The following is a 20,660-nucleotide window of genomic DNA, read 5'->3' as shown; positions in this document are numbered from 1 at the left end:
GCCGACCTACGCCAGCGGCGGTGGATGGCCAGTAGGTCGGGCTAGCGCGCAGCGCGTAAGCCGACAACATCATTACAACTTGATGAAGTGCTCGCGGTAGTACTTCAATTCCTCGATCGATTCCAGAATATCGGCCAGCGCCGTGTGCTTCTGGTGTTTCTTGAAACCGGTGGCGATTTCCGGCTTCCAGCGCTTGCACAGCTCTTTCAATGTCGACACGTCAACGTTGCGATAGTGGAAGAACGCTTCCAGCTTCGGCATGCCGCGCACCATGAAGCGGCGGTCCTGGCCGATGGTGTTGCCGCACATGGGCGACTTGCCTGCCGGTACGTATTTCTTCAGGAACGCGATCAGTTCCGCTTCCGCCTGCGCTTCCGTCACGGTCGACGCTTTCACCTTGTCGATCAGGCCCGAGCGGCCATGCGTGCCCTTGTTCCAGGCATCCATCTTGTTCAGGGTTTCATCCGACTGATGGATCACGAACACTGGGCCTTCGGCCAGCAGGTTCAGGTGCATGTCCGTCACCACCACGGCCACTTCGATGATGCGGTCGGTATCGGGCTCCAGGCCCGTCATTTCCATGTCGACCCAGACCAGGTTCATCTCATTTGGACGTGCCGGGACGACGGGAGCAGGGGTGGATGCAGAGGTGGGTGCAGTTAAGTCGGTCGCTTGTGACATAATTCTCTCTTGGCCTAATCAAACTAAATAATCAGCCATTTTCTCACAGGCACAGAATGTATTCACTCGCGTTTTCGATTTTGTTTGTATCCGTCCTCGTTTTGACCCTGGCCGTGCGCTTCTGGCTCGCTTCGCGGCAGATCCGCCACGTGCTGGCGCACCGCGCTGCCGTGCCTGCCGAATTCGCGGAAAAGATCCCGCTGGCCGCGCACCAGAAGGCGGCCGACTACACGGTGGCGAAGACCAAGTTCGGCCTGCTGACCTTGCTGGTCAACTATGCCGTGCTGATCGGATTTACCTTGCTGGGCGGCCTGCAATGGCTGGCGCTGTCCCTGAATGAATGGATGGGTGCGGGTTCGCCCATGCTGTACCAGATCGGCCTGATCGCCGCCTTTGCCGCCATTTCCGGCCTGATCGACCTGCCATTCGAGTACTACCAGCAGTTCGTGCTGGAGCAGCGTTTTGGCTTCAACATGATGAGCAAGGGCCTGTTTTTCACGGATTTGCTCAAGAACATAGGCATCACGGCCGTGCTGGGTCTGCCATTGCTCTGGGTCATACTTGTCCTGATGGCAAAAAGTGGCGACCTGTGGTGGTTCTATGCCTGGATCGTCTGGAGCGCGTTCTCCTTGCTGATGATGGTCATCTTCCCCAACTTTATTCAACCGCTGTTCAACAAATTCACGCCACTGGCCGACGAAGCGCTGAAAAGCCGCATCGAAGGCTTGATGCAGCGCGTGGGTTTCGCCTCGAAAGGCTTGTTCGTCATGGACGGCTCGAAGCGCAGCGCCCACGGCAATGCGTATTTCTCGGGCTTTGGCGCCAACAAGCGCATCGTCTTCTTCGACACCCTGCTGTCGCGCCTGGCGCCGCAGGAAATCGAAGCCGTGCTGGCGCATGAACTGGGCCATTTCAAGCTCAAGCACATCGTCAAGCGCATCGCCGTGATGTTCGTCATCTCGCTGGGCTTTTTGGCGCTGCTGGGCTTCCTGAAGACGCAGCCGTGGTTTTACGCGGGCCTGGGTGTCGATCCCGTGGCGCTGGCCTTGACGGGCCAGCCGACCGACGCGCTGGCCCTGCTGCTGTTCATGCTGGCCTTGCCCGTCTTCACTTTCTTGCTGGGACCGCTGACTTCGCTCAGCTCGCGCAAGCACGAATTCGAAGCGGACGCCTTTGCCGCCACGCACACGCAGGCGGACGACCTCGTCTCGGCCCTCGTCAAAATGTATGAAGACAATGCGTCGACCCTGACGCCCGACCCGCTGCACTCGGCCTTTTACGATAGCCACCCGCCGGCCAGCGTGCGCATCCGCCACCTGAAAGGGGCTGCCACATGAATACGCCATCGACGAATACGCCATCGACTTCGCAAGACCTGGCCCAACTGAGCTGCACGCCGCGCCAGCAGGCGCTGGGCGACACGGACATCGCCACCCTGCACGCCCTGCTGCCCCAGTGGAGCTTGCAAAATGGCAAGCTGTGCCGCGACTTCGGCTTCAAGAATTATTACCAGACCCTGGCGTTCGTAAACGCCCTGGCCTATATGACCCATACGCAAGACCACCATCCGGAGCTCATCATCACTTACAAAACCTGCGCCGTGCGCTACGATACGCACTCGGTCAACCAGGGCGCCGGCGGCCTGTCCGAAAACGACTTCATCTGCGCCGCCAAGGCCGACCTCATCTACCAGAGCAGCCAGGTGGCCCCATGAGCGAAGGCAAGTTGACGGGTATCATCATCGCCGCCCATGGCCGCCATTACCTGGCCGACGTGGACGGCGCCAAGCTGCAATGCGTGACGCGCGGCAAGAAAACCAATGTGGCCGTCGGTGACATCGTGCACCTGACGCGCACTTCGAACGACCAGGCCGTCATCGACCGCATCGAGGAACGCAAGACGTTGCTGTACCGCTCGGATCAGTACAAATCGAAATTGCTGGCCGCCAACCTGACGCAGCTGTTCATCGTCGTGGCGACGGAACCGGGCTTCGCCGACGACCTGATCTCGCGCTCGCTGGTGGCGGCCGACGCGGCCGGCATCGCGGCGCGCATCATCCTCAATAAAACGGACGTGACCGCTTCGCTGGAGCGCGCCCGCGAACGCCTGCTGCCGTATTCCTCGATGGGCTATCCCGTCGATGAAGTGTCGGCGCGCGCCGAACCCGAGCACGCCGTGGCCACCCTGGCGCCGCTGCTGGCGGGCCAGTCGTCTATCCTGATCGGCCAGTCGGGCATGGGCAAATCGTCCTTGATCAACCTGCTGGTGCCGGACGCGGACATCGCCGTGCGCGAAATCTCGGCCGCGCTCGACACGGGCAAGCACACGACGACCTTTACGCGCCTGTACAAGCTCGACGAACTGGGCGCCAACAGCTCCATCATCGATTCGCCGGGCTTCCAGGAATTTGGCCTGTACCACTTGTCCGAAGGCATGCTGGAACGGGCCTTCCGCGAATTCCAGCCCTATCTGGGCGGCTGCAAGTTCTACAACTGCCGCCACCTGATCGAACCGCAGTGCGCCATCCTGCAGGCCTTGTCAGAAGGCAAGATCGCCAAGATGCGCCATACCCTGTATGGCCAGCTGCTGCACGAATCGGCACAGACCTTGTATTAATAAATATGTCGCCCATTCAAATATAGCCCTGAAAAACACCGACCAGGCGAAATTTAATTTCGCTGTCTAGCCTGCTATCCGACTTTAATCCCAAAACCGTTCATCCGCTGTTTTCGGCATTTCAGCGCGTCAAACCTGCCTTCCATCGCCTGCCACTGGCGATGGCGAGACGCGTTTGCTAACTTGACACCAGTCCCTGCCGGAAACCCGCCAGCGACCACACGATCTAACTCCAACCCATCCTGTCATCCTGATCGAAGGTGAATGTCATGCAGACCAAACGCTTACTCCCCCTCCTCGCCGCTATCTTCGCCCTTGCCGGCGGCACTGCCCAGGCGCAAACCGCCGCCGCACCGCAAGCCACCGACAGCGTGCGCGTCACCTCTGGCGCCTCCTATCACGTTACGGCACAGGAGGCCTTCGACATCGAACAGCAATACCGCCTGTCGAATGGACAACGGCTGGACGTCCGCCAGCAGGACAAGCATTTTTTTGGCCGCCTGATCGATGAGCGCGAATGGCAGGCAAAACCCAGCGTGGAAATCTACCCTACCGGCCCTGGCCAATTCATCACCAGGCAGGGTTCGACCTTTGTCTTCAGCAATGAAGGCGCGCATGTGGTGATCGACGACGCCCAGTTCTTGCCCGGCTTGCGCATGCCCGCCGAGATGCGCAGCGCCAGCACCGCGGCTGGCAGCGGCAGCATCCGCCTCGTGTCGCGCTAGGCGCCGGGCCCGGCATCGAACGTCGGGGCAAATCGCCCCCGCCGTGGCGCCATGCCGGATGAACAATTCTGACAGGCGCACTGAACAATTCCCCTGAATGCAGCTTACAATGCCATGACGCATGGCCTGTGCGGTCGCAGGCTGGCGCCACTGTTTGCGGGGAGAATGCTTGAATGGAAATGTTCGCGCTCGAACATGACGTAGCGCAGTGGGAAAGCGCATTGCTGCCGTTGCGCGGCGCCGGGCGCGTACCGCTGCTGCTGTTGCTGTCCTGGCATTTGCGCCAGCGTGATTGCACCAGAGCAATTGCGCTGAGCGAGGAAGCGCAGCTGCTGCTGCCGCTGGCCGGCCTCGAAGCGGCCGCACTGGAACAGGCGCGCGCGCGCCTGCAACTGGTGCAGGCGGAAGTAGCGTGGCTGCAAGGCGCACTCGACTCTGCGGAAAGTCTGGCCATGGCGGCACGCGCCACCTGCGACGCGCATGGCGACGCCGTCGGCTGCGCCGATGCCCACTGGCTGCTGTCCTCGATCGCCGTCGACCGCGGCGACCATGCCCGTTGCGATGCAGAACTGCTGGCCGCGGCGCAGCAAGCGCGCGGCGCCGGCGACGCCATGCGCGCCAGCCTGGCCGACGCGGCCACGGCGCGCTGGGCCGTCTTGCGCGATGCGCCAGCCGCACAGGCGCGCTGGGGCAAGCACTTCCAGGCCGACAGCGCCAGCGGCAAGCTGCCTGCGCCGCTCGCTGCCTGGGCGCACGACTTCCGTGGCTTGCTCGCGCATACGTCGCGCGACCTGGGCGCGGCTGCCGGCCACTACATGCAAAGCTATGAAGCGGCGTTGGAAAGCGGCCAGCTGCGCGGCGCCATCACGGCCGCCATCAATATCGGCGACTGTTTCTCCAGCCTCAACGACAATGAATCGGCCCTCGAATGGATGCAGTGCGCGCTGGACCTGGCGCGCCCCACCGGCTGGCCGCGCAGCATCGGCGCCTGCCAGACGCATACGGCCGAAACCATGCGCAAGCTGGGCCGCCTGGCCACCGCCGAAGACTTGCTGCGCGAAGCGCTGCACCTGCTGGCGCCCATGTCGGGAGCGCGCACGTATGCCAACGCGCTGTTCCACCTGGGCGAACTGAGCCTGGACAAGGGCGACTACGACACGGCGCTCAACGCCTTCAGCCGCCTGGCGCAGCGCGCCGAAGCGTTGGGCCAGGCCGATTTCCGCAGCATGGCGCAGCGCGGCAGCGCCCACGCGCTGTCCTACCTGGACCGCCCGGACGAAGCGCTGCAGGCGGCCGAGCGGGCGCGGCAGCTGGCCACGGTGCAGGGCGACGCCATGCACCAGGTGGCGGCGCTGCGCGTGCTGGCCATGCTGCATGCGCGCCACGAGCTGCCGCCGCCGGCAGGCATGCAGGAACGCAACCCGGCCCTGCATTTCCTGCACCAGGCGCTGCAGCTAGCCTCGTCCATCGATGGCTATGTGCCGCCCGGCGAACTGCTCGATGCGCTGGCACGCGAATACGCGCATGCGGGCGACTATGCGCGCGCCTACGATATCGCCCTCGATGCGGGCGTGGCGCGCGAAAAAAGCCACACCCAGCAAGCCAGCAACCGCGCCACCGCCATGCAGATCTACCACCAGACGGAACATGCGCGCTCGGAAGGCTATCACCACCGCGAACTGGCCGCCTCCGAAGCGCGCCGCGCCGAAGTGCTGCAGCAAACCAGCGACACGCTGGAACGGCTGTCGGCCATCGGCCAGGAAATCACCACCCACCTCGACGCCAGCGCCGTGTTCCAGGTGCTGGACCGCCACGTGCATGCCTTGCTGCCAGTCAACACCTTCGCCGTCTACATGCTCGATGCGGCGGGCACGGCGCTGCGCCGCGCGCACGGCATGGAAGCGGGCCGCCCCCTGCCCGACAACGCCATTCCCCTGAGCAATCCACGCGCCTATTCCGTGCGCTGCCTGCTGGGCCGGCGCGAAGTGTATATCGACCAGGTACCACCCAAGCGCCATGCCTACACGGTGCCCGGCACCCTGCATAACCAGAGCGTACTGTACGTGCCCTTGACGGTGGGCGAGCGCGTGCTGGGCGTGATGACGGTGCAAGCTTGCCATGCCCATGCCTACGGCGAGCGCGAGCGGCTGATCTTCCGCACCCTGTGCGCGTATGGCGCCATCGCGCTCGACAATGCCAGCGCCTACCGGCAGCTGCAAGATGCCCAGGCGCAACTGGTGTCGCAGGAAAAACTTGCCGCCCTCGGTTCCCTGATGGCCGGTGTGGCGCATGAACTCAATACCCCGATCGGCAACAGCCTGTTGATCGCCAGCACCATGCAGCAAAAGACGGAAGACGTGGAACGCCTGATGAACGGCCCCGGCCTGCGCCGCTCCGACCTGGCCGCCTTCCTCGACGATGCCGCCAAGGCCTCGGCGCTGGTGATGCGCGGCCTGCGCAGCGCGGCCGACCTGGTCAACAGCTTCAAGCAGGTAGCCGTCGACCGCACCACCGAACAGCGACGCCAGTTCGACCTGCAGCAAGTGAGCAATGAAATCATCGCCACCGTCATGAACCGCATCCGCAGCTCAGGCCACCGCATCGAGGCGGACATCGCATTCGGCATCGCCATGGACAGCTATCCGGGCCCATTCGGCCAGGTGATCACCAACCTGATCAACAACGCCCTGCTGCACGCGTTCGCTCCCGCGCCCAACGATGGCGGCGCCGGCGCGGGCTGCATGCGCCTGTCCGCCACGCTCGATGGCGCGCGCGTACAGATCGTCTTTGCCGACAATGGCGGCGGCATCGCCGAACAGCATCTGTCGCGCATCTTCGACCCCTTCTTTACTACCAAGCTGGGCCAGGGCGGCAGCGGCCTCGGTTTGTCGATCAGCTACAACATCGTCACGGCCTTGCTGGGCGGCACCATCCAGGTGGCCAGCAGCTCCGCCGGCACGCGTTTCACGCTCGATCTGCCGCTGGTAGCGCCGCAGATCGATGCGGCCACCCCGGCCAACATTTATTGAGCCGGCAAGAGCCTGGCTGGACGCGGCCACTTGTCTACACAAGTACCCGTCCGGCCAGTCTTTCCAATCTAAAAGCAAAACCCTTATAATTGAATGGCTGAAGTCCCTGCCATTGCATGATTTTCAACTTGGCAAACCGCATCGACCCGCGCGACAAACAGGCACGGGCACCGATCAACACAGCAGCGCGCCGGGCGAGGCAGTCATCAGACGAGATGTTGTACGCTGATGCAACCCGGCGGGAAAGGCACGCCGCCGGCGGCCTGCGCATCTTCAAGTGGTCATTATGTCGACAAAAAAACCGATCAGGCACTACCTCCAGTTCTCCGATTTCACGTTGGAAGAGTATGAATATGTGATCGAACGCGCCCATCTGATCAAGCGCAAGTTCAAGAATTACGAAATCTACCATCCACTGATCGACCGCACCCTGGTGATGGTCTTTGAAAAGAACTCCACCCGCACGCGATTGTCGTTCGAAGCGGGCATGCACCAGCTGGGCGGCGCGGCCATCTACCTGAACACGCGCGATTCCCAATTGGGCCGCGGCGAGCCGGTGGAAGACGCGGGCCAGGTCATGTCGCGCATGTGCGACATCATCATGGTGCGCACGTTTGGCCAGGAGATCATCGAGCGTTTCGCCGCCAATTCGCGCGTGCCGGTGATCAATGGACTGACCAATGAACACCACCCGTGCCAAGTGTTTGCCGACATCTTCACCTACATCGAACACCGCGGCTCGATCGCCGGCAAGGTCGTCGCCTGGATCGGCGACGCCAACAACATGCTGTACTCGTGGCTGCAGGCGGCCGAAGTGTTCGGCTTCCACGTCAACGTATCGACGCCGCAGGGCTACGACATCGACCTGGCGCAAGTCAAGACCGAGCGCTACACCTTCTTCGCCAACCCATCGGACGCCTGCGAGGGCGCGCACCTGGTCAACACGGACGTGTGGACCAGCATGGGCTACGAAGCGGAAAACGCGGCCCGCATTGCCGCCTTCGACGGCTGGATCGTCGATGGCGCGAAGATGGCCCGCGCCGCGCCCGACGCCCTGTTCATGCACTGCCTGCCCGCCCACCGCGGCGAGGAAGTGGCCGCCGAAGTGATCGACGGCCCGCAATCGGTGGTGTGGGACGAGGCGGAAAACCGCCTGCACGTGCAAAAAGCGCTGATCGAATACCTGTTACTCGGTAAAATCCAATAACTCGCCTGGAATTGCAGAACTCCCGGCAGCATCGCATCACATACATCGACAACGACAACTGGAAGCAATATGAGCGACATTAAAAAAGTAGTCCTGGCCTATTCCGGCGGACTCGACACCTCCGTCATCCTGAAATGGCTGCAAGATAACTACCAGTGCGAAATCGTCACCTTCACGGCCGACCTGGGCCAGGGTGAAGAACTGGAACCGGCGCGCGCCAAGGCCATCAAGTTCGGCATCAAGCCGGAAAACATCCATATCGAAGACGTGCGCGAAGAATTCGTGCGCGATTTCGTCTTCCCGATGTTCCGCGCCAACACCGTGTACGAAGGCGAATACCTGCTGGGCACCTCGATCGCCCGTCCGCTGATCGCCAAGCGCCTGATCGAAATCGCCAACGCCACCGGCGCCGACGCCATCTCGCACGGCGCGACCGGCAAGGGCAACGACCAGGTGCGTTTCGAACTGGGCGCCTACGCGCTCAAACCTGGCGTGAAAATCATCGCCCCATGGCGCGAGTGGGACCTGCTGTCGCGCGAAAAACTGCTGAAGTACGCGGAAGACGCCGGCATCGACATCGACATGAAGCACAAGAACGGCGGCGCGCCGTACTCGATGGACGCCAACTTGCTGCACATCAGCTTTGAAGGCCGCCACCTGGAAAACCCGAGCGCCGAAGCGGAAGAAACCATGTGGCGCTGGACCGTCAGCCCTGAAAAGGCGCCAGACGAAGCCGAGTACCTGGACATCGAATACGAAAAAGGCGATATCGTCGCCATCAACGGCGTGCGCATGTCGCCTGCCACCGTGCTGGCCGAACTGAACAAAGTGGGTGGCAAGCATGGCGTGGGACGCCTGGACCTGGTGGAAAACCGCTACGTCGGCATGAAATCGCGCGGCTGCTATGAAACCCCGGGCGGCACCATCATGTTGAAAGCCCACCGCGCCATCGAATCGATCACGCTGGACCGCGAAGTGGCCCACCTGAAAGATGACCTGATGCCGCGCTACGCGTCGATGATCTACAACGGCTACTGGTGGGCGCCTGAGCGCGTCGCCCTGCAAACCCTGATCGACCACACGCAGGAAACCGTGAACGGCTGGGTACGCATCAAGCTGTACAAGGGCAATGTCATCGTCGTCTCGCGCGATTCGAAGACCGATTCGCTGTTCGACATGAACATCGCCACCTTCGACGAAGACGGCGGCGCCTACAACCAGGCCGACGCCGGCGGCTTCATCAAGCTGAACGCCTTGCGCATGCGCATCGCCGCCATCGCCCGCGAAAAGCGCGGCCAGAAGTAATCCGCTGCCGGGAGGCAACCCCTCCCGCGCCAGCCGAAAGCCGCCCACGGGCGGCTTTTTTACGTCTGGAACGCACTCGTCCGTGATTTACGCCCCTGCGCGCCCCTGGATTGCCCCCCGTTTTGCTGTCCCCGTGGCAAAATGCTACAGTGCAATTTAGAGCACCTAACATAACCTACTGCGCGTCGCGATTTGCGGCCTCCGATGCTCACTGTGCATTCGCACAGCTGCGCTTCTCAGACCAACGGGGGCGCCGAGCCTCACTGCCGCTCGCTACGGTTCTGTTAGGCGCTCTTAGTCGAAAAATTCCCGCTTCCGGAGCCACCATGTTCAAAGACCTGAGTATCAAGAATAAACTGTACCTGGGCTTCGGCTCCATCGTGGCCATCATCCTGATCCTGCTGGGCATGGCCTACAACAGTTTCTCGCGCCTGTCGGAAGCCAATGCATGGGACCGACATACGATGGACGTGCTGGTCGAGATCGACAAGATTCACAATTCCGTCCTGCAAATCCAGGTGGAAGTACGCGGTTTCATCCTGACCGGCAACGAAGCCTCGCTGACGCCGGAAACCGATGAAACGGGGGTGTTGAGCCAGCACACGCAAAAAGCCATTGCCATGACGGTCGACAACAAGCTGCAGTCGGAACGCTTCCGCAAGATCGACCAGCTGACCAGCACCTGGGTCAAGGAGTGGATCAATCCGCTGATCGAGAAGCGCCGCGCGCTGGGCAATGCGCCGGGCGCCACGGAAGCGGTGGCGCGCACCATGCCGCCGACCGGCTACCCCGCCGTCGCACAGGCGAACAAGCTGCTCGACGAAGTCGCTGCCGAAGAGTCCCGCTTGCTGGCCGAGCGCACCGCCAACACGACAAAATTGCAGGAAACCATGGTGCTGACCCTGGCGCTGGGCGGCTTGCTGTGCGTGGTGCTGGCGCTGGGCATTTCCTACCTGCTGGGCCGATCCATCCTCGGTCCGCTGAACAACCTGACCGATGCCGTCGGGCGCATCGCCGGCGGCGAGCAGAACGCGCGCGCCGCCATCCTCTCGCGCGACGAGCTGGGCAAGGTGACGGAAGAATTCAACCGCATGGCGCAAACCATCCAGGACAACCAGGCCAATGAACTGGCCGCCACGAATAGCTTGCGGGCCAAGGTCGATTCCCTGCTGGAAGTGGTCTCAAAAGCGGCCTCGGGCGACCTGACGGGCAAGGTCAGCATCACGGGCAGCGACGCCATCGGCCAGCTGGGCAACGGCCTGGCGAAGATGTTCGAGAACCTGCGCAGCCTGCTCAACAATGTGCAAAAGGCCGGCATCCAGGTCACGACGTCGGCCACGGAAATCGCCGCCTCGGCGCGCCAGCAGGAAGCGACCGGCATCGAGCAGGCGCAAACCAGCGTGGAAATCCTCAGCACCACCAAGGAAATCTCGGCCAACACGAGTCAGTTGCTCAAAACCATGGAAGACGCGACCGCCGTGGCCGACTACACGACGAATGCCACGGCCGAAGCGCAAAACAACCTCAAACGCATGGATTCGACCATGCAGCACATGGTCTCGGCCACCGATTCGATCAACGCCAAGCTGGCCGCCCTGTCGGAAAAGGCCAGCAATATCAATAGCGTGCTGATCACCATCACCAAGGTGGCCGACCAGACCAACATCCTGTCGCTGAACGCCGCCATCGAGGCGGAAAAGGCTGGCGAAGCGGGCCGCGGCTTCTCCGTGGTGGCAACTGAAATTCGCCGCCTGGCCGACCAGACCTCTGTTTCCACCTGGGATATCGAGCAAATGCTCAAGGAAATGCAGTCGGCCGTGTCGGCCAGCGTGATGGGCATGGATAAATTTTCCGAGGAAATTCGCCGCAGCGTGGGCGAAGTGCGGCAAGTGGCCGAGCAGCTGTCATCCGTGATGGACCAGGTGCAAAAGCTCACGCCGCAATTTGATGCCGTGCTGCAAGGCATGCAGTCGCAAGCGATAGGCGCCTCGCAAATTTCCGATACCATGATGCAGCTCAACGACGCCACCCAGCAAACGGTGGAATCCTTGAAAGCCACCAGCGAGGCGGTGCACCAGCTGCAATATGCGGCCGGCGACCTGCAGTCGAGCGTGTCGTCCTTCGCCGTCACCATCTGATCCCATGAAAGTACTGCTCTTTCACATCGGACGCGACCGCTATGGCCTGCCCCTGGCCCGCATCGTGCGCGTCTTGCCGCTGCTGGAGCTGAAACAGTTGCCGCTCACGCCAGACTATGTGGCCGGCCTGATGGACTTGCACGGCACGCCCGTGCCCGTGATCGACCTGTCGCGCCTGGCCGGGCTGCCGGCTGCCGCCGCGCAGTTCGACACGCGCATCGTCATCGTCGACTACCGCGCGCCTGGCGGCGCCACGCATGCGCTGGGCTTGATGGCCTCGCAGGTGCGCGGCATCGCCGACATCGACCCGCAAGGGCTTGAAGACAGCGGCGTGGCGACGGCGCCATTCCTGGGCCAGGTGGCCAGCGACGCCGACGGCATCGTGCAGCTGGTCGAACTGGCACACTTGCTGCCGCCCGACGTGCGTGCGCTGCTGTTTCAAGACGCGAGCGCGCAATGACGGCACAAGCCCTGCTGCGCCGCGCGACCGGCCTGTCCGTCTCCAAAGCCGTGGCCGAGCGGGCCGTGGGCCAGCGCATGGAGCAAACGGGCTTTGCCGATAGTGCAGCCTATCTGCAGGCGCTCACGCCGGCCGAAATGACGCAGCTAATCGAACTGGTGGTGGTGCCGGAATCGTGGCTGTTCCGCGACCCGCAGGCGTTCTACGCCACCGTCGAACTGGTGCAGGAACGCTGGGCGCGCGGGCGCGCCACGCGCATCCTGTCGATCCCGTGCGCGGGCGGCGAAGAACCGTATTCGATGGCCATGGCGCTGCGCGACGGCGCCATGCCGAAGCAGGCCTTCAGCATCGACGCGTATGACCTCAGTCCCGGCTGCATCGAACGGGCGCAGGCGGGAATCTACGGCCGCAACGCCTTCCGCGCGCAGGACGTGGCCTTCCGCGAACGCTATTTCACGCACGTGGCCGATGACGCCTACCGCATCATCGACTCCTTGCGCGAACAAGTCACCTTCAGGCAGGGCAACCTGCTGCAGTTCGATACGGCCACCTACAGCCGCCATTACGACGTCATCTTTTGCCGCAACCTGCTGATTTATTTCGACAAGCCGACCACGCGCGCCGCCATCGCCAACCTGTCCGCATTGCTGGCCGACGACGGCATGCTGCTGGCAGGCTATGCGGAAGTGCCGTCGTTTTGCCAGAACGGCTTTGCACCGCTGCAGTTCCGCCAGGCCTTCGCGCTGAAAAAGGAAGCAACGCCACCGGCCGCCGTGATCCAGGTGGCCGCCTTGCCGCCGCCGACGCGCACGCTGCGCAGCGTGCCGCCCGCGCCACGGCCCGCGCCGGCCCGCGCCGCCCCTGCACCGGCGGCGCGTCCGCGCCCCGTGCCGGTGCAGCCGCCGCAGCCGCCTGCGGATCTGCTGGCCGAAGCGCGCCGGCTGGCCGACCGCGGCCAGCTGCGCGAGGCGGGTGAAAAATGCCACGCCCACCTGGCCCGCGTGCCCGAGGCGGCCGAAGCGTATTTCATGCTGGGTATCATCAATGAACTGGCCGGCAAGATGGACCTGGCCGACGACTACTGGCGCCGCTGCATCTATTTGCAACCCGACCATTACGAGGCGCTGTGCCACCTGTCGCTGCTGGCCGAACGCAATGGCAACCACACGGCCGCCGCCACCCTGAAGGCGCGCGCGGCGCGCATCTACCAGCGCCGCCAGGCATCCAACTAAGGGGCAAGCATGACCAACTTCATCGCCACGGAGTCCCCCGCCACCATCGACGATTGCTGGAACCATATCGGCGTGGTCGGCGACCAGAGCTGCCCCAGGCTGCCAGCCAACGTCCATTGCCGTAACTGCGACGTGTATGCGGGCGCCGCCCAGCGCAATCTGCAGCGGCCCGTGGACGCACACTACCAGCGCGACTGGGCCAGCCACTTCCGCCAGAACGATGCGGGCGGCGAAGTGCGCGACAGTTCCGCGCTGGTGTTTCGCATCGGCCGCGAATGGCTGGCGCTGCCCACGCGCGTGTTTGACGCCGTCGCGCCGCAGGCCAAGCCGCACGTGCTGCCGCACCGCGGCGGGCGCGGCCTGGCGGGCATCGTCAATATCGGCGGCAAGCTGTATCCGTGCATGTCGCTGGCCAGTTTGCTGGGCATCGACGAACAGGGTGCGCCCGCGGCCCGCGGCCGCCACACCTTTGCGCGCCTGCTGCTGATGCGCTGGGAAGAGCAAGCCTACGCCCTGCCCGTGGCCGACCTGCACGGCATCGTGCGCTACGCCTCTAGCGGCGTGCAAACGCCGGCTGCCACCATCAACAAAGGCCTGTCGCGCTATCTGTCCGGTGTCATCACCGAGGGCGACATGCGCATCGGCTGCCTGGACACGGCGCTGATCGGCTTTCAACTTGCGAGACTATTACGATGAGCCAGGACCAGCACGGCGACCTGAGTGCCTTTTCCATGCTGGACCTGTTCCGCATGGAGGCGGACAGCCAGACCCAGATTCTCACCGATGGCTTGCTGGCCATGGAGCGCCATGCAGGCGACGCGGCCGCCGTCGAATCGATGATGCGCGCGGCGCACTCGATCAAGGGCGCCGCCGCCATCGTCGGCCTGCAAGTGGTGGTGCAACTGGCGCACGGCATGGAAGACAGCTTTGTCGCCGCCCAGCATGGCCGCTTGAAACTCACGCCGGAGCGGGTCGACGTGCTGCTGTCGGGCGTCGACCTGATCGTGCAGCTGTCGCGCCTCGACGATGCGGGCGCCGAAGCGTGGCTGGCCGCGAATGCGGCGCAGATCGACCAGACCCTGAACGCCATCGCCGGCATCGCCGAGCTGCCGGAGCTACCGGCCCTGCCCTCGGCGCCTGTCCCGGCACCGGCGCCGCCGGAAGCGGACGATGCGCAGGCTCCCGTGGCCAGCGGCCTGACCGGCGAAGAACCGGCTGCCGCTACCGCGCCGCGTGCAGGCGCACCAGCCAAGGCCCCGGCGCAGAACTTCGACAAACTGCTGTCGCTGGCCAGCGAATCACGCATCAATGCGCACCAGATGCACCCGTTCATCGGCGCGCTGCAGCGCTTCAAGCGCAACCAGAGCAGCCTGTTTTCCGCCATCGAACACCTGCATGAGGCCATTGCCCGCTCGGGCGACCCGGGCCTGATGGAAAAGTCGCTGCTGGCGCTGCACAAGACGCAGCCCCTGAAGCAGTTCATGCTCGAGCACATCGCCGACATCGAAACCTATGAACGGCGTTTGCTGGCCGTCTCGCAAGGCATGGTCGACGAAGTGCTGGCCCTGCGCATGCGCCCTTTCCGCGACGGCATCCACGCGTTCCCGCGCATGGTGCGCGACCTGGCGCGCAGCCTGGGCAAGGAAGTGCAGCTGGAGATCGACGGCGAAGACACGCTGGTCGACCGCGACATCCTGGCGAAGATCGAAAGCCCGCTGAACCACATGCTCAGGAATGCCATCGACCATGGCATGGAAGGCCCGTACGAACGCATCGACGCCGGCAAGGCAGCAATGGGCACGATACGCATGGAAGCGCGCCACCGCGCCGGCATGCTGAGCATCGAGATCAGCGACGACGGGCGCGGCGTCGACCTGGAGAAAATCCGCCAGTGCGTCATCGAGCGCAAGATGGCCAGCCCCGCCATGGCCGCCGCGCTGTCGCCGGGCGAGCTGCTGGAATTTTTGTTCCTGCCCGCCTTCAGCCTGAAAGCGACAGCCAACCAGTTGTCCGGACGCGGCGTGGGCCTCGATATCGTGCACGAGACGATACGCCAGCAAAACGGCACGGTGCGCCTGGAATCGGAGCCGGGACGGGGTTTTCGCGCCCTGATTACCCTGCCGCTGACGCAGTCGATCGTGCGCGCGCTGGTGATCGACATCCAGGGCGAAGCCTACGCCATCCCCATCGTCAAGGTGGAAAGCGTGGTGCGCGTGCCGCAAGCGGCCATCCATACCCTGGAAAACAAGCAGTTCTTTGAACTCAAGGGCGAGCATCTGGGCCTGGTGTCGGCGGCGCAGGTGCTGGAGCTGGGCGAAACGCCCGGCAGCGCCGACGATTTGCCGGTGGTGGTGATCGGGCGCGGCAAGCAGAGCTATGCGCTGGTGGTCGACACCATCCGCGGCGAGCAAAGCCTGGCGGTGCAGGCCATCGACCCGATCTTCGGCAAGATGCGCGACATTTCCGCCGCCGCCCTGCTCGACGACGGCGAGCCGGTGCTGATCCTCGACGTGCCCGATTTGCTGCTGTCGATCGACAAGCTGCTGCACGAGGGCGGCCTGCACCAGCTGGCGCAGGCCGGCCACGCGCAGCAGCGCCGCGCCAAGCGCATCCTCGTCGTCGACGATTCGCTGACGGTGCGCGAAATGGAGCGCAAGCTGCTGCTGGCGCGCGGCTTCGACGTCGACGTGGCCATCGACGGCATCGACGGCTGGAACGTGGTGCGCAGCGGAGAATACGACCTGGTGATCACCGACGTGGACATGCCGCGCATGGACGGCATCGAGCTGGTCTCGCTGATCAAGAAGGACCTGCACCTGCACAAGCTGCCGGTGATGATCGTCTCGTACAAGGACCGTCCGGAAGACCGCGCGCGCGGCCTGTCCGCCGGCGCCGATTATTATCTGACCAAAGGCAGCTTCCACGACGAGACCTTGCTCGACGCGGTGGCCGACCTGATAGGAGATGCCAGCTTATGATGTGTACTACGAGTTGTACTTCATGAAAATTGCCATTGTCAACGATGTCGCCATGGCCGCCGAGGCCCTGCGCCGGGTAGTGGCCAGCACGCAGGAGCACCAGGTGCTGTGGATCGCCCGCACGGGTCTGGAGGCCGTGCGCATGTGCGAGGGCAACCGTCCCGACCTGATCCTGATGGACCTGAACATGCCGGAGATGGATGGCGTGGAAGCGACGCGCCTGATCATGGAGCAAAGCCCGTGCGCCATCCTGGTGGTCACGGGACGCCCGCAGGACAATGTCAACCAGGTGTTCCGCGCGCTGGGCGCCGGCGCGCTCGACGTCACGGCCACGCCCGTGCTGCAGGGAGAGGTGGGCGGCGACAGCGAACTGCTGGCCAAGATCAAGACCATCGGCAAGCTGATACGCCACAGCGCCGAAGCGCCGCTGCCGCGCCAGGTGCAAGCCAACGGCGAGCGCGGCGACGGCCAGGTCACCACGCTGGTGGCCATCGGCGCCTCGACGGGCGGGCCGTCGGCCGTGGCCAAGGTGCTGTCCGGCTGGACGGCGCCGCCCGGCTGCGCCATCGTGGTGGTGCAACATATCGATGAAACCTTTGCCTCGCACTTCGCCAAATGGCTGGACGATCAATTGGACATGCCGGTGCGCGTGATTGCCGAGGGCGACGAACTGGTGGCAGGCAGCGTGCTGGTCGCCAAGACCAATGATCACCTGCTGCTAGATCAAAATTATCGTTTGGGTTACGATGCGGCACCACGCGACTATGTTTACCGTCCTTCCGTCGATGTTTTCTTTCATTGCGTGGCACAGCACTGGCGCGGCGATGCCATCGGCGTGTTGCTGACAGGCATGGGTCGCGATGGCGGCGACGGCTTGCTGGCCATGCGCCGCGCGGGCAAGACGACGATAGCGCAAGACCAGGCCAGCAGTGCCGTGTATGGCATGCCGCGCGCGGCAGCCGAACTCGATGCAGCGCAGCAAATCCTGCCATTGGATAGAATAGGCGCCAGCGTGCGCAACCGCCTGGGCGCAAAACTCAACAATGGTTGGGAGTCCTCCCCTAACATCTGAAAAGAATGCAATGCCAGAATTTTCCTCCAGTATCACCCTGCATGAGCCCGCATTGACCGAATTCAAGGTCAGCGTGCTGCTGGTGGACGACCAGTTGATCATTGCTGAGGCAATCCGGCGCATGCTGAGCGACCAGCAGGATATCGAGTTTCATTATGTGACCGACGCCACGCAGGCGCTGGACACGGCGCTGCGCTTGCAACCGACCGTCATCCTGCAAGACCTGGTGCTGCCGGGCATCGACGGCTTCGCGCTGATCCAGCTGTACCGCGAAAACACGGCGCTGGCACATGTGCCGGTGATCGTGCTGTCGGCCAAGGATGACCCGAAACTGAAGGCCCACAGCTTTGCCGTCGGCGCCAATGACTACGTGGTGAAACTGCCCGACCGCCTGGAATTGCTGGCGCGCATACGCTACCATTCCAACGCGCACATCAGCCGCCTGCAGCGCGACCAGGCATTTCGTTTCCTACGCGAAAGCCAAAAAAACCTGGCCGATGCGAATATTGAATTACAGAAACTCGCCGCCCTCGATGGCTTGACGGGCATCGCCAACCGCCGCCGTTTCGATGAAACCTTGCAATTCGAATGGCAGCGGGGCCAGCGCGACAAGGCGCCGCTGAGCTTGCTGTTTTGCGATATCGACCATTTTAAAAGCTATAACGATCACTTCGGCCACCTGGCCGGCGATCTGGGCCTGAAAAAAGTGGCCGCCGTGCTGACGGAACATCTGAAACGCCCGGCCGACCTGGCAGCCCGCTATGGCGGCGAGGAATTCGCCCTGATCCTGCCCGAAACGCAGGCCGCAGGGGCCTTGCTGATCGCCGAAGCGTGCCGGCGTCACCTGGAGGGCTTGCAGATCGAGAACCCGGCAACAAGCACGGGCATCGTCACCATCTCGATCGGCGTGGCCACCATCGTGCCGTCCCCGGACTCGACGGTCGAGCAATTGATCAACCGCGCCGACCAGGCCCTGTACGCGGCCAAGCGCGGCGGACGCAACAGCGTGCTGAGCGCCGATGACGTCGAAAACTGATTTTTAACAGCAAGGAAAGTGAAGCATGAGCACACAACTGGACAATGTCAGCGTCGTCAAGAAGTCGAATATCTACTTTGACGGCAAGTGCGTCTCGCACAACGTCATCCTGGCCGATGGCACGAAGAAAAGCGTGGGCGTGATTTTCGCGTCATCGCTGCGTTTCAATACGGGCGCGCCGGAAATCATGGAAATCGTCGGCGGCCTGTGCAAGGTCCGCTTGGCCGATGCAAGCGAGTGGAACAGCTATGCCGCGGGCACGCAATTCAGTATCCCGGGCAATAGCTATTTTGACATTGAAACCGTCGAGACCGTCGATTACGTCTGCCACTTCGGTTGATTAGACAAACACAGGCTCGGGCGACAGGCGCACGCCATATTTCGCCTCTACATCATCCTGTATCGCTGCCGCCAGCCGGGTAATGTCCGCGCCACGAGCGCCGCCATTATTCACCAGAACCAGCGCCTGCTTGGGATACACTCCCGCGGGCCCGAGGTTTTTCCCCTTCCAGCCACACTGATCGATCAGCCAGCCGGCCGCCAGTTTTTCCGTGCCATCGGCTTGCGCGTGGTGCACCAAGGCAGGAAAACGTTCCAGCAAGGCAAGGCATTGCTCCTTCGACACCACGGGATTCTTGAAGAAGCTGCCCGCATTGCCGATCACGGCCGGGTCCGGCAATTTACGCCGGCGTATCGCCATCACCGTGTCGGCCACCTGTTGCGGCGTCGGCTCGGCAAGATTGCGCTCGGCCACGGCCTGCGCCAGTTCCGCATAGCGCAAGTTCGGCTGCCACTCGGCCGGCAAGGCAAACGTGACTTCCAGCACGATCAGCTCGCGTCCGTCCGCCTGCTTGAAGATGCTGTCGCGGTAGGCGAAGCGGCAAGCGTCGCGGTCCATGTCAAAGACGATGCCGCTGGCGCTATGCATGACGCTCACGCTATGCAGATAGTCCTTGATTTCCACGCCATACGCGCCGATATTCTGGATAGGCGCCGCTCCCACCGTGCCGGGAATCAAGGACAGGTTTTCCAGCCCACCCACGCCTTGCGCCAGGGTCCACTGGACGAAATCGTGCCAGTTTTCACCAGCCGCGGCCGTGACGAGTATCGTCTCGAAGTCCGCCTGCGCCAGGCGCATGCCGCGCGTGGCCATGTGCAGCACGGCGCCGGGAAAGTCGCCCGTGAGCACGATGTTGCTGCCGCCGCCCAGAATCAGGCGCGGCATGGCGGACAAGGCGGGATCTTGCAGCGCGGCCTGCAATTGGGCTTGCGACGTGATGCGTACGTAGGCGGCCGCATTGGCCGTAATGCCGAAGGTATTCAGGCGCTGGAGGGAGTAATTGTGTTCGATGGTGAGCTCTGGATGCATGGGATAGGGGAATTTTGCTCGATTATAGAGCGAAAGCGACAAAAAACCACCTCAGGACAAGGGCGACTTGCCCGTTGTCCGTTAAAATGTCGCATCTTTAACAGGGCCGTCCCATGGCGCGGAATCAGCCGCCAAGGCCCAGCGCACCGAGCGTGCGCTCGCTTTAACAAGAAAAGGAACAGACCATGCCGTCATTTGATGTAGTCTCCGAAGCCGATATGATCGAAGTCAAGAATGCCGTCGAGCAATCCAACAAGGAAATCACGACGCGCTTCGACTTCAAGGGCAGCGACGCCCGCGTCGAACACAAGGAAAACGAATTGACCGCGTTTGCGGACTCGGAATTCCAGCTCAGCCAGGTGCGCGACGTACTGACGAACAAATTGACCAAACGCAAGGTCGATGTGCGCTTCCTCGACGAAGGCGACATCAAGAAGATCGGCGGCGACAAGGTCAAGCAGATCATCAAGATCAAGAATGGCATCGAATCGGATGATGCCAAGAAAATCGTGCGCGTCATCAAGGACAGCAAGATGAAGGTACAAGCGAGCATCCAGGGTGAAGCCGTGCGCGTCACGGGCGCCAAGCGCGACGACCTGCAGGCGGCCATGGCCATGCTGCGCAAGGACGTGCCCGACATGCCGCTGGAATTTAACAATTTCCGCGATTAATTTCGATGCGGCACGCGATCCGGCCCGCGCTTGCAGCAGCATGCTGGCAAGCCGCCCCGGAGAGCCTGCCCGCTTGGGGTAGAATTGAAGCTGCGCACAGCTACATGCGCCCGCGCGCCCGACCGGCTGCGGGTTTGACCG

General features: G+C 63.1%; 18 protein-coding genes. 16 read left to right on the top strand and 2 right to left on the bottom strand.

Translation table 11 applies throughout. From position 1 onward, the window contains the following. Window positions 1–72: 72 nt before the first annotated feature. Window positions 73–681, bottom strand: a complete 609-nt coding sequence (gene orn, locus CLU91_RS23840; protein WP_198521395.1) for an oligoribonuclease — start codon at window positions 679–681, stop codon at window positions 73–75. 56 nt (window positions 682–737) lie between these two features. Between orn and CLU91_RS23835 the strand changes: the two genes are divergently transcribed. From CLU91_RS23835 to ppnP, 15 genes are all read left to right on the top strand, one after another. After that, complete coding sequence (locus tag CLU91_RS23835; protein ID WP_100876097.1) at window positions 738–2,018, top strand: M48 family metallopeptidase; 1,281 nt, start codon at window positions 738–740, stop codon at window positions 2,016–2,018. Continuing rightward, a complete protein-coding gene (locus CLU91_RS23830; protein WP_198521394.1) occupies window positions 2,015–2,395 on the top strand; it encodes a 4a-hydroxytetrahydrobiopterin dehydratase in 381 nt (126 codons plus the stop codon). The genes CLU91_RS23835 and CLU91_RS23830 overlap by 4 nt, the downstream gene beginning before the upstream one ends. Continuing rightward, window positions 2,392–3,297, top strand: a complete 906-nt coding sequence (gene rsgA / locus CLU91_RS23825) for a ribosome small subunit-dependent GTPase A (RefSeq protein WP_096234426.1) — start codon at window positions 2,392–2,394, stop codon at window positions 3,295–3,297. The genes CLU91_RS23830 and rsgA overlap by 4 nt, the downstream gene beginning before the upstream one ends. A gap of 269 nt (window positions 3,298–3,566) precedes the next feature. After that, complete coding sequence (locus CLU91_RS23820; protein ID WP_100876096.1) at window positions 3,567–4,022, top strand: hypothetical protein; 456 nt, start codon at window positions 3,567–3,569, stop codon at window positions 4,020–4,022. Window positions 4,023–4,201: 179 nt separating this feature from the next. Then, window positions 4,202–7,051 carry an ATP-binding protein gene (locus tag CLU91_RS23815; RefSeq protein ID WP_232730859.1) on the top strand — a complete coding sequence of 950 codons (2,850 nt, stop codon included), beginning with the start codon at window positions 4,202–4,204 and terminating at the stop codon, window positions 7,049–7,051. Window positions 7,052–7,337: 286 nt separating this feature from the next. Beyond that, on the top strand, window positions 7,338–8,258 hold the full coding sequence (argF, locus tag CLU91_RS23810; RefSeq protein ID WP_100876094.1) for an ornithine carbamoyltransferase: 921 nt from the start codon (window positions 7,338–7,340) through the stop codon (window positions 8,256–8,258). Between the two features lie 69 nt (window positions 8,259–8,327). Then, entirely contained in the window at window positions 8,328–9,563 is a 1,236-nt protein-coding gene (locus CLU91_RS23805) for an argininosuccinate synthase (RefSeq protein WP_100876093.1), read from the top strand. A 326-nt stretch (window positions 9,564–9,889) separates the two neighbouring features. After that, on the top strand, window positions 9,890–11,701 hold the full coding sequence (locus tag CLU91_RS23800; RefSeq protein WP_100876092.1) for a methyl-accepting chemotaxis protein: 1,812 nt from the start codon (window positions 9,890–9,892) through the stop codon (window positions 11,699–11,701). Window positions 11,702–11,705: 4 nt separating this feature from the next. After that, window positions 11,706–12,161 (top strand): chemotaxis protein CheW, encoded by a 456-nt coding sequence (locus CLU91_RS23795; RefSeq protein WP_100876091.1) that lies wholly within the window; start codon window positions 11,706–11,708, stop codon window positions 12,159–12,161. Continuing rightward, the gene (locus CLU91_RS23790; protein WP_100876090.1) at window positions 12,158–13,393 is read left to right on the top strand and encodes a CheR family methyltransferase; all 1,236 of its coding nucleotides are present in this window, start codon (window positions 12,158–12,160) and stop codon (window positions 13,391–13,393) included. Before CLU91_RS23795 ends, CLU91_RS23790 begins: the two co-directional genes overlap by 4 nt. A 9-nt stretch (window positions 13,394–13,402) precedes the next feature. Beyond that, window positions 13,403–14,089 carry a chemotaxis protein CheW gene (locus CLU91_RS23785; protein ID WP_100876089.1) on the top strand — a complete coding sequence of 229 codons (687 nt, stop codon included), beginning with the start codon at window positions 13,403–13,405 and terminating at the stop codon, window positions 14,087–14,089. Further along, window positions 14,086–16,371, top strand: a complete 2,286-nt coding sequence (locus CLU91_RS23780; protein ID WP_100876088.1) for a hybrid sensor histidine kinase/response regulator — start codon at window positions 14,086–14,088, stop codon at window positions 16,369–16,371. Before CLU91_RS23785 ends, CLU91_RS23780 begins: the two co-directional genes overlap by 4 nt. A gap of 22 nt (window positions 16,372–16,393) precedes the next feature. Further along, window positions 16,394–17,443 (top strand): chemotaxis-specific protein-glutamate methyltransferase CheB, encoded by a 1,050-nt coding sequence (gene cheB, locus CLU91_RS23775; RefSeq protein ID WP_100876897.1) that lies wholly within the window; start codon window positions 16,394–16,396, stop codon window positions 17,441–17,443. Between the two features lie 10 nt (window positions 17,444–17,453). Continuing rightward, the gene (locus tag CLU91_RS23770; protein WP_100876087.1) at window positions 17,454–18,479 is read left to right on the top strand and encodes a diguanylate cyclase; all 1,026 of its coding nucleotides are present in this window, start codon (window positions 17,454–17,456) and stop codon (window positions 18,477–18,479) included. A gap of 25 nt (window positions 18,480–18,504) precedes the next feature. Then, complete coding sequence (ppnP, locus tag CLU91_RS23765; RefSeq protein ID WP_100876086.1) at window positions 18,505–18,819, top strand: pyrimidine/purine nucleoside phosphorylase; 315 nt, start codon at window positions 18,505–18,507, stop codon at window positions 18,817–18,819. Here ppnP and murB read toward each other — a convergent pair whose 3' ends face one another. Further along, the gene (murB, locus tag CLU91_RS23760; RefSeq protein ID WP_100876085.1) at window positions 18,820–19,848 is read right to left on the bottom strand and encodes a UDP-N-acetylmuramate dehydrogenase; all 1,029 of its coding nucleotides are present in this window, start codon (window positions 19,846–19,848) and stop codon (window positions 18,820–18,822) included. A 185-nt stretch (window positions 19,849–20,033) separates the two neighbouring features. On the opposite strand from murB, the gene CLU91_RS23755 reads away from it, so the two are divergent. Further along, window positions 20,034–20,519 (top strand): YajQ family cyclic di-GMP-binding protein, encoded by a 486-nt coding sequence (locus tag CLU91_RS23755; protein WP_034759416.1) that lies wholly within the window; start codon window positions 20,034–20,036, stop codon window positions 20,517–20,519. The last annotated feature ends 141 nt before the right edge of the window (window positions 20,520–20,660 follow it).

Origin of the sequence: Janthinobacterium sp. 64 (genome assembly GCF_002813325.1) — a bacterium.
In the GTDB taxonomy this organism is placed as follows: Bacteria; Pseudomonadota; Gammaproteobacteria; order Burkholderiales; family Burkholderiaceae_D; genus Janthinobacterium.
Note: the sequence above shows the minus strand (reverse complement) of the source record. Positions and strands in the feature narration are given on the sequence as shown.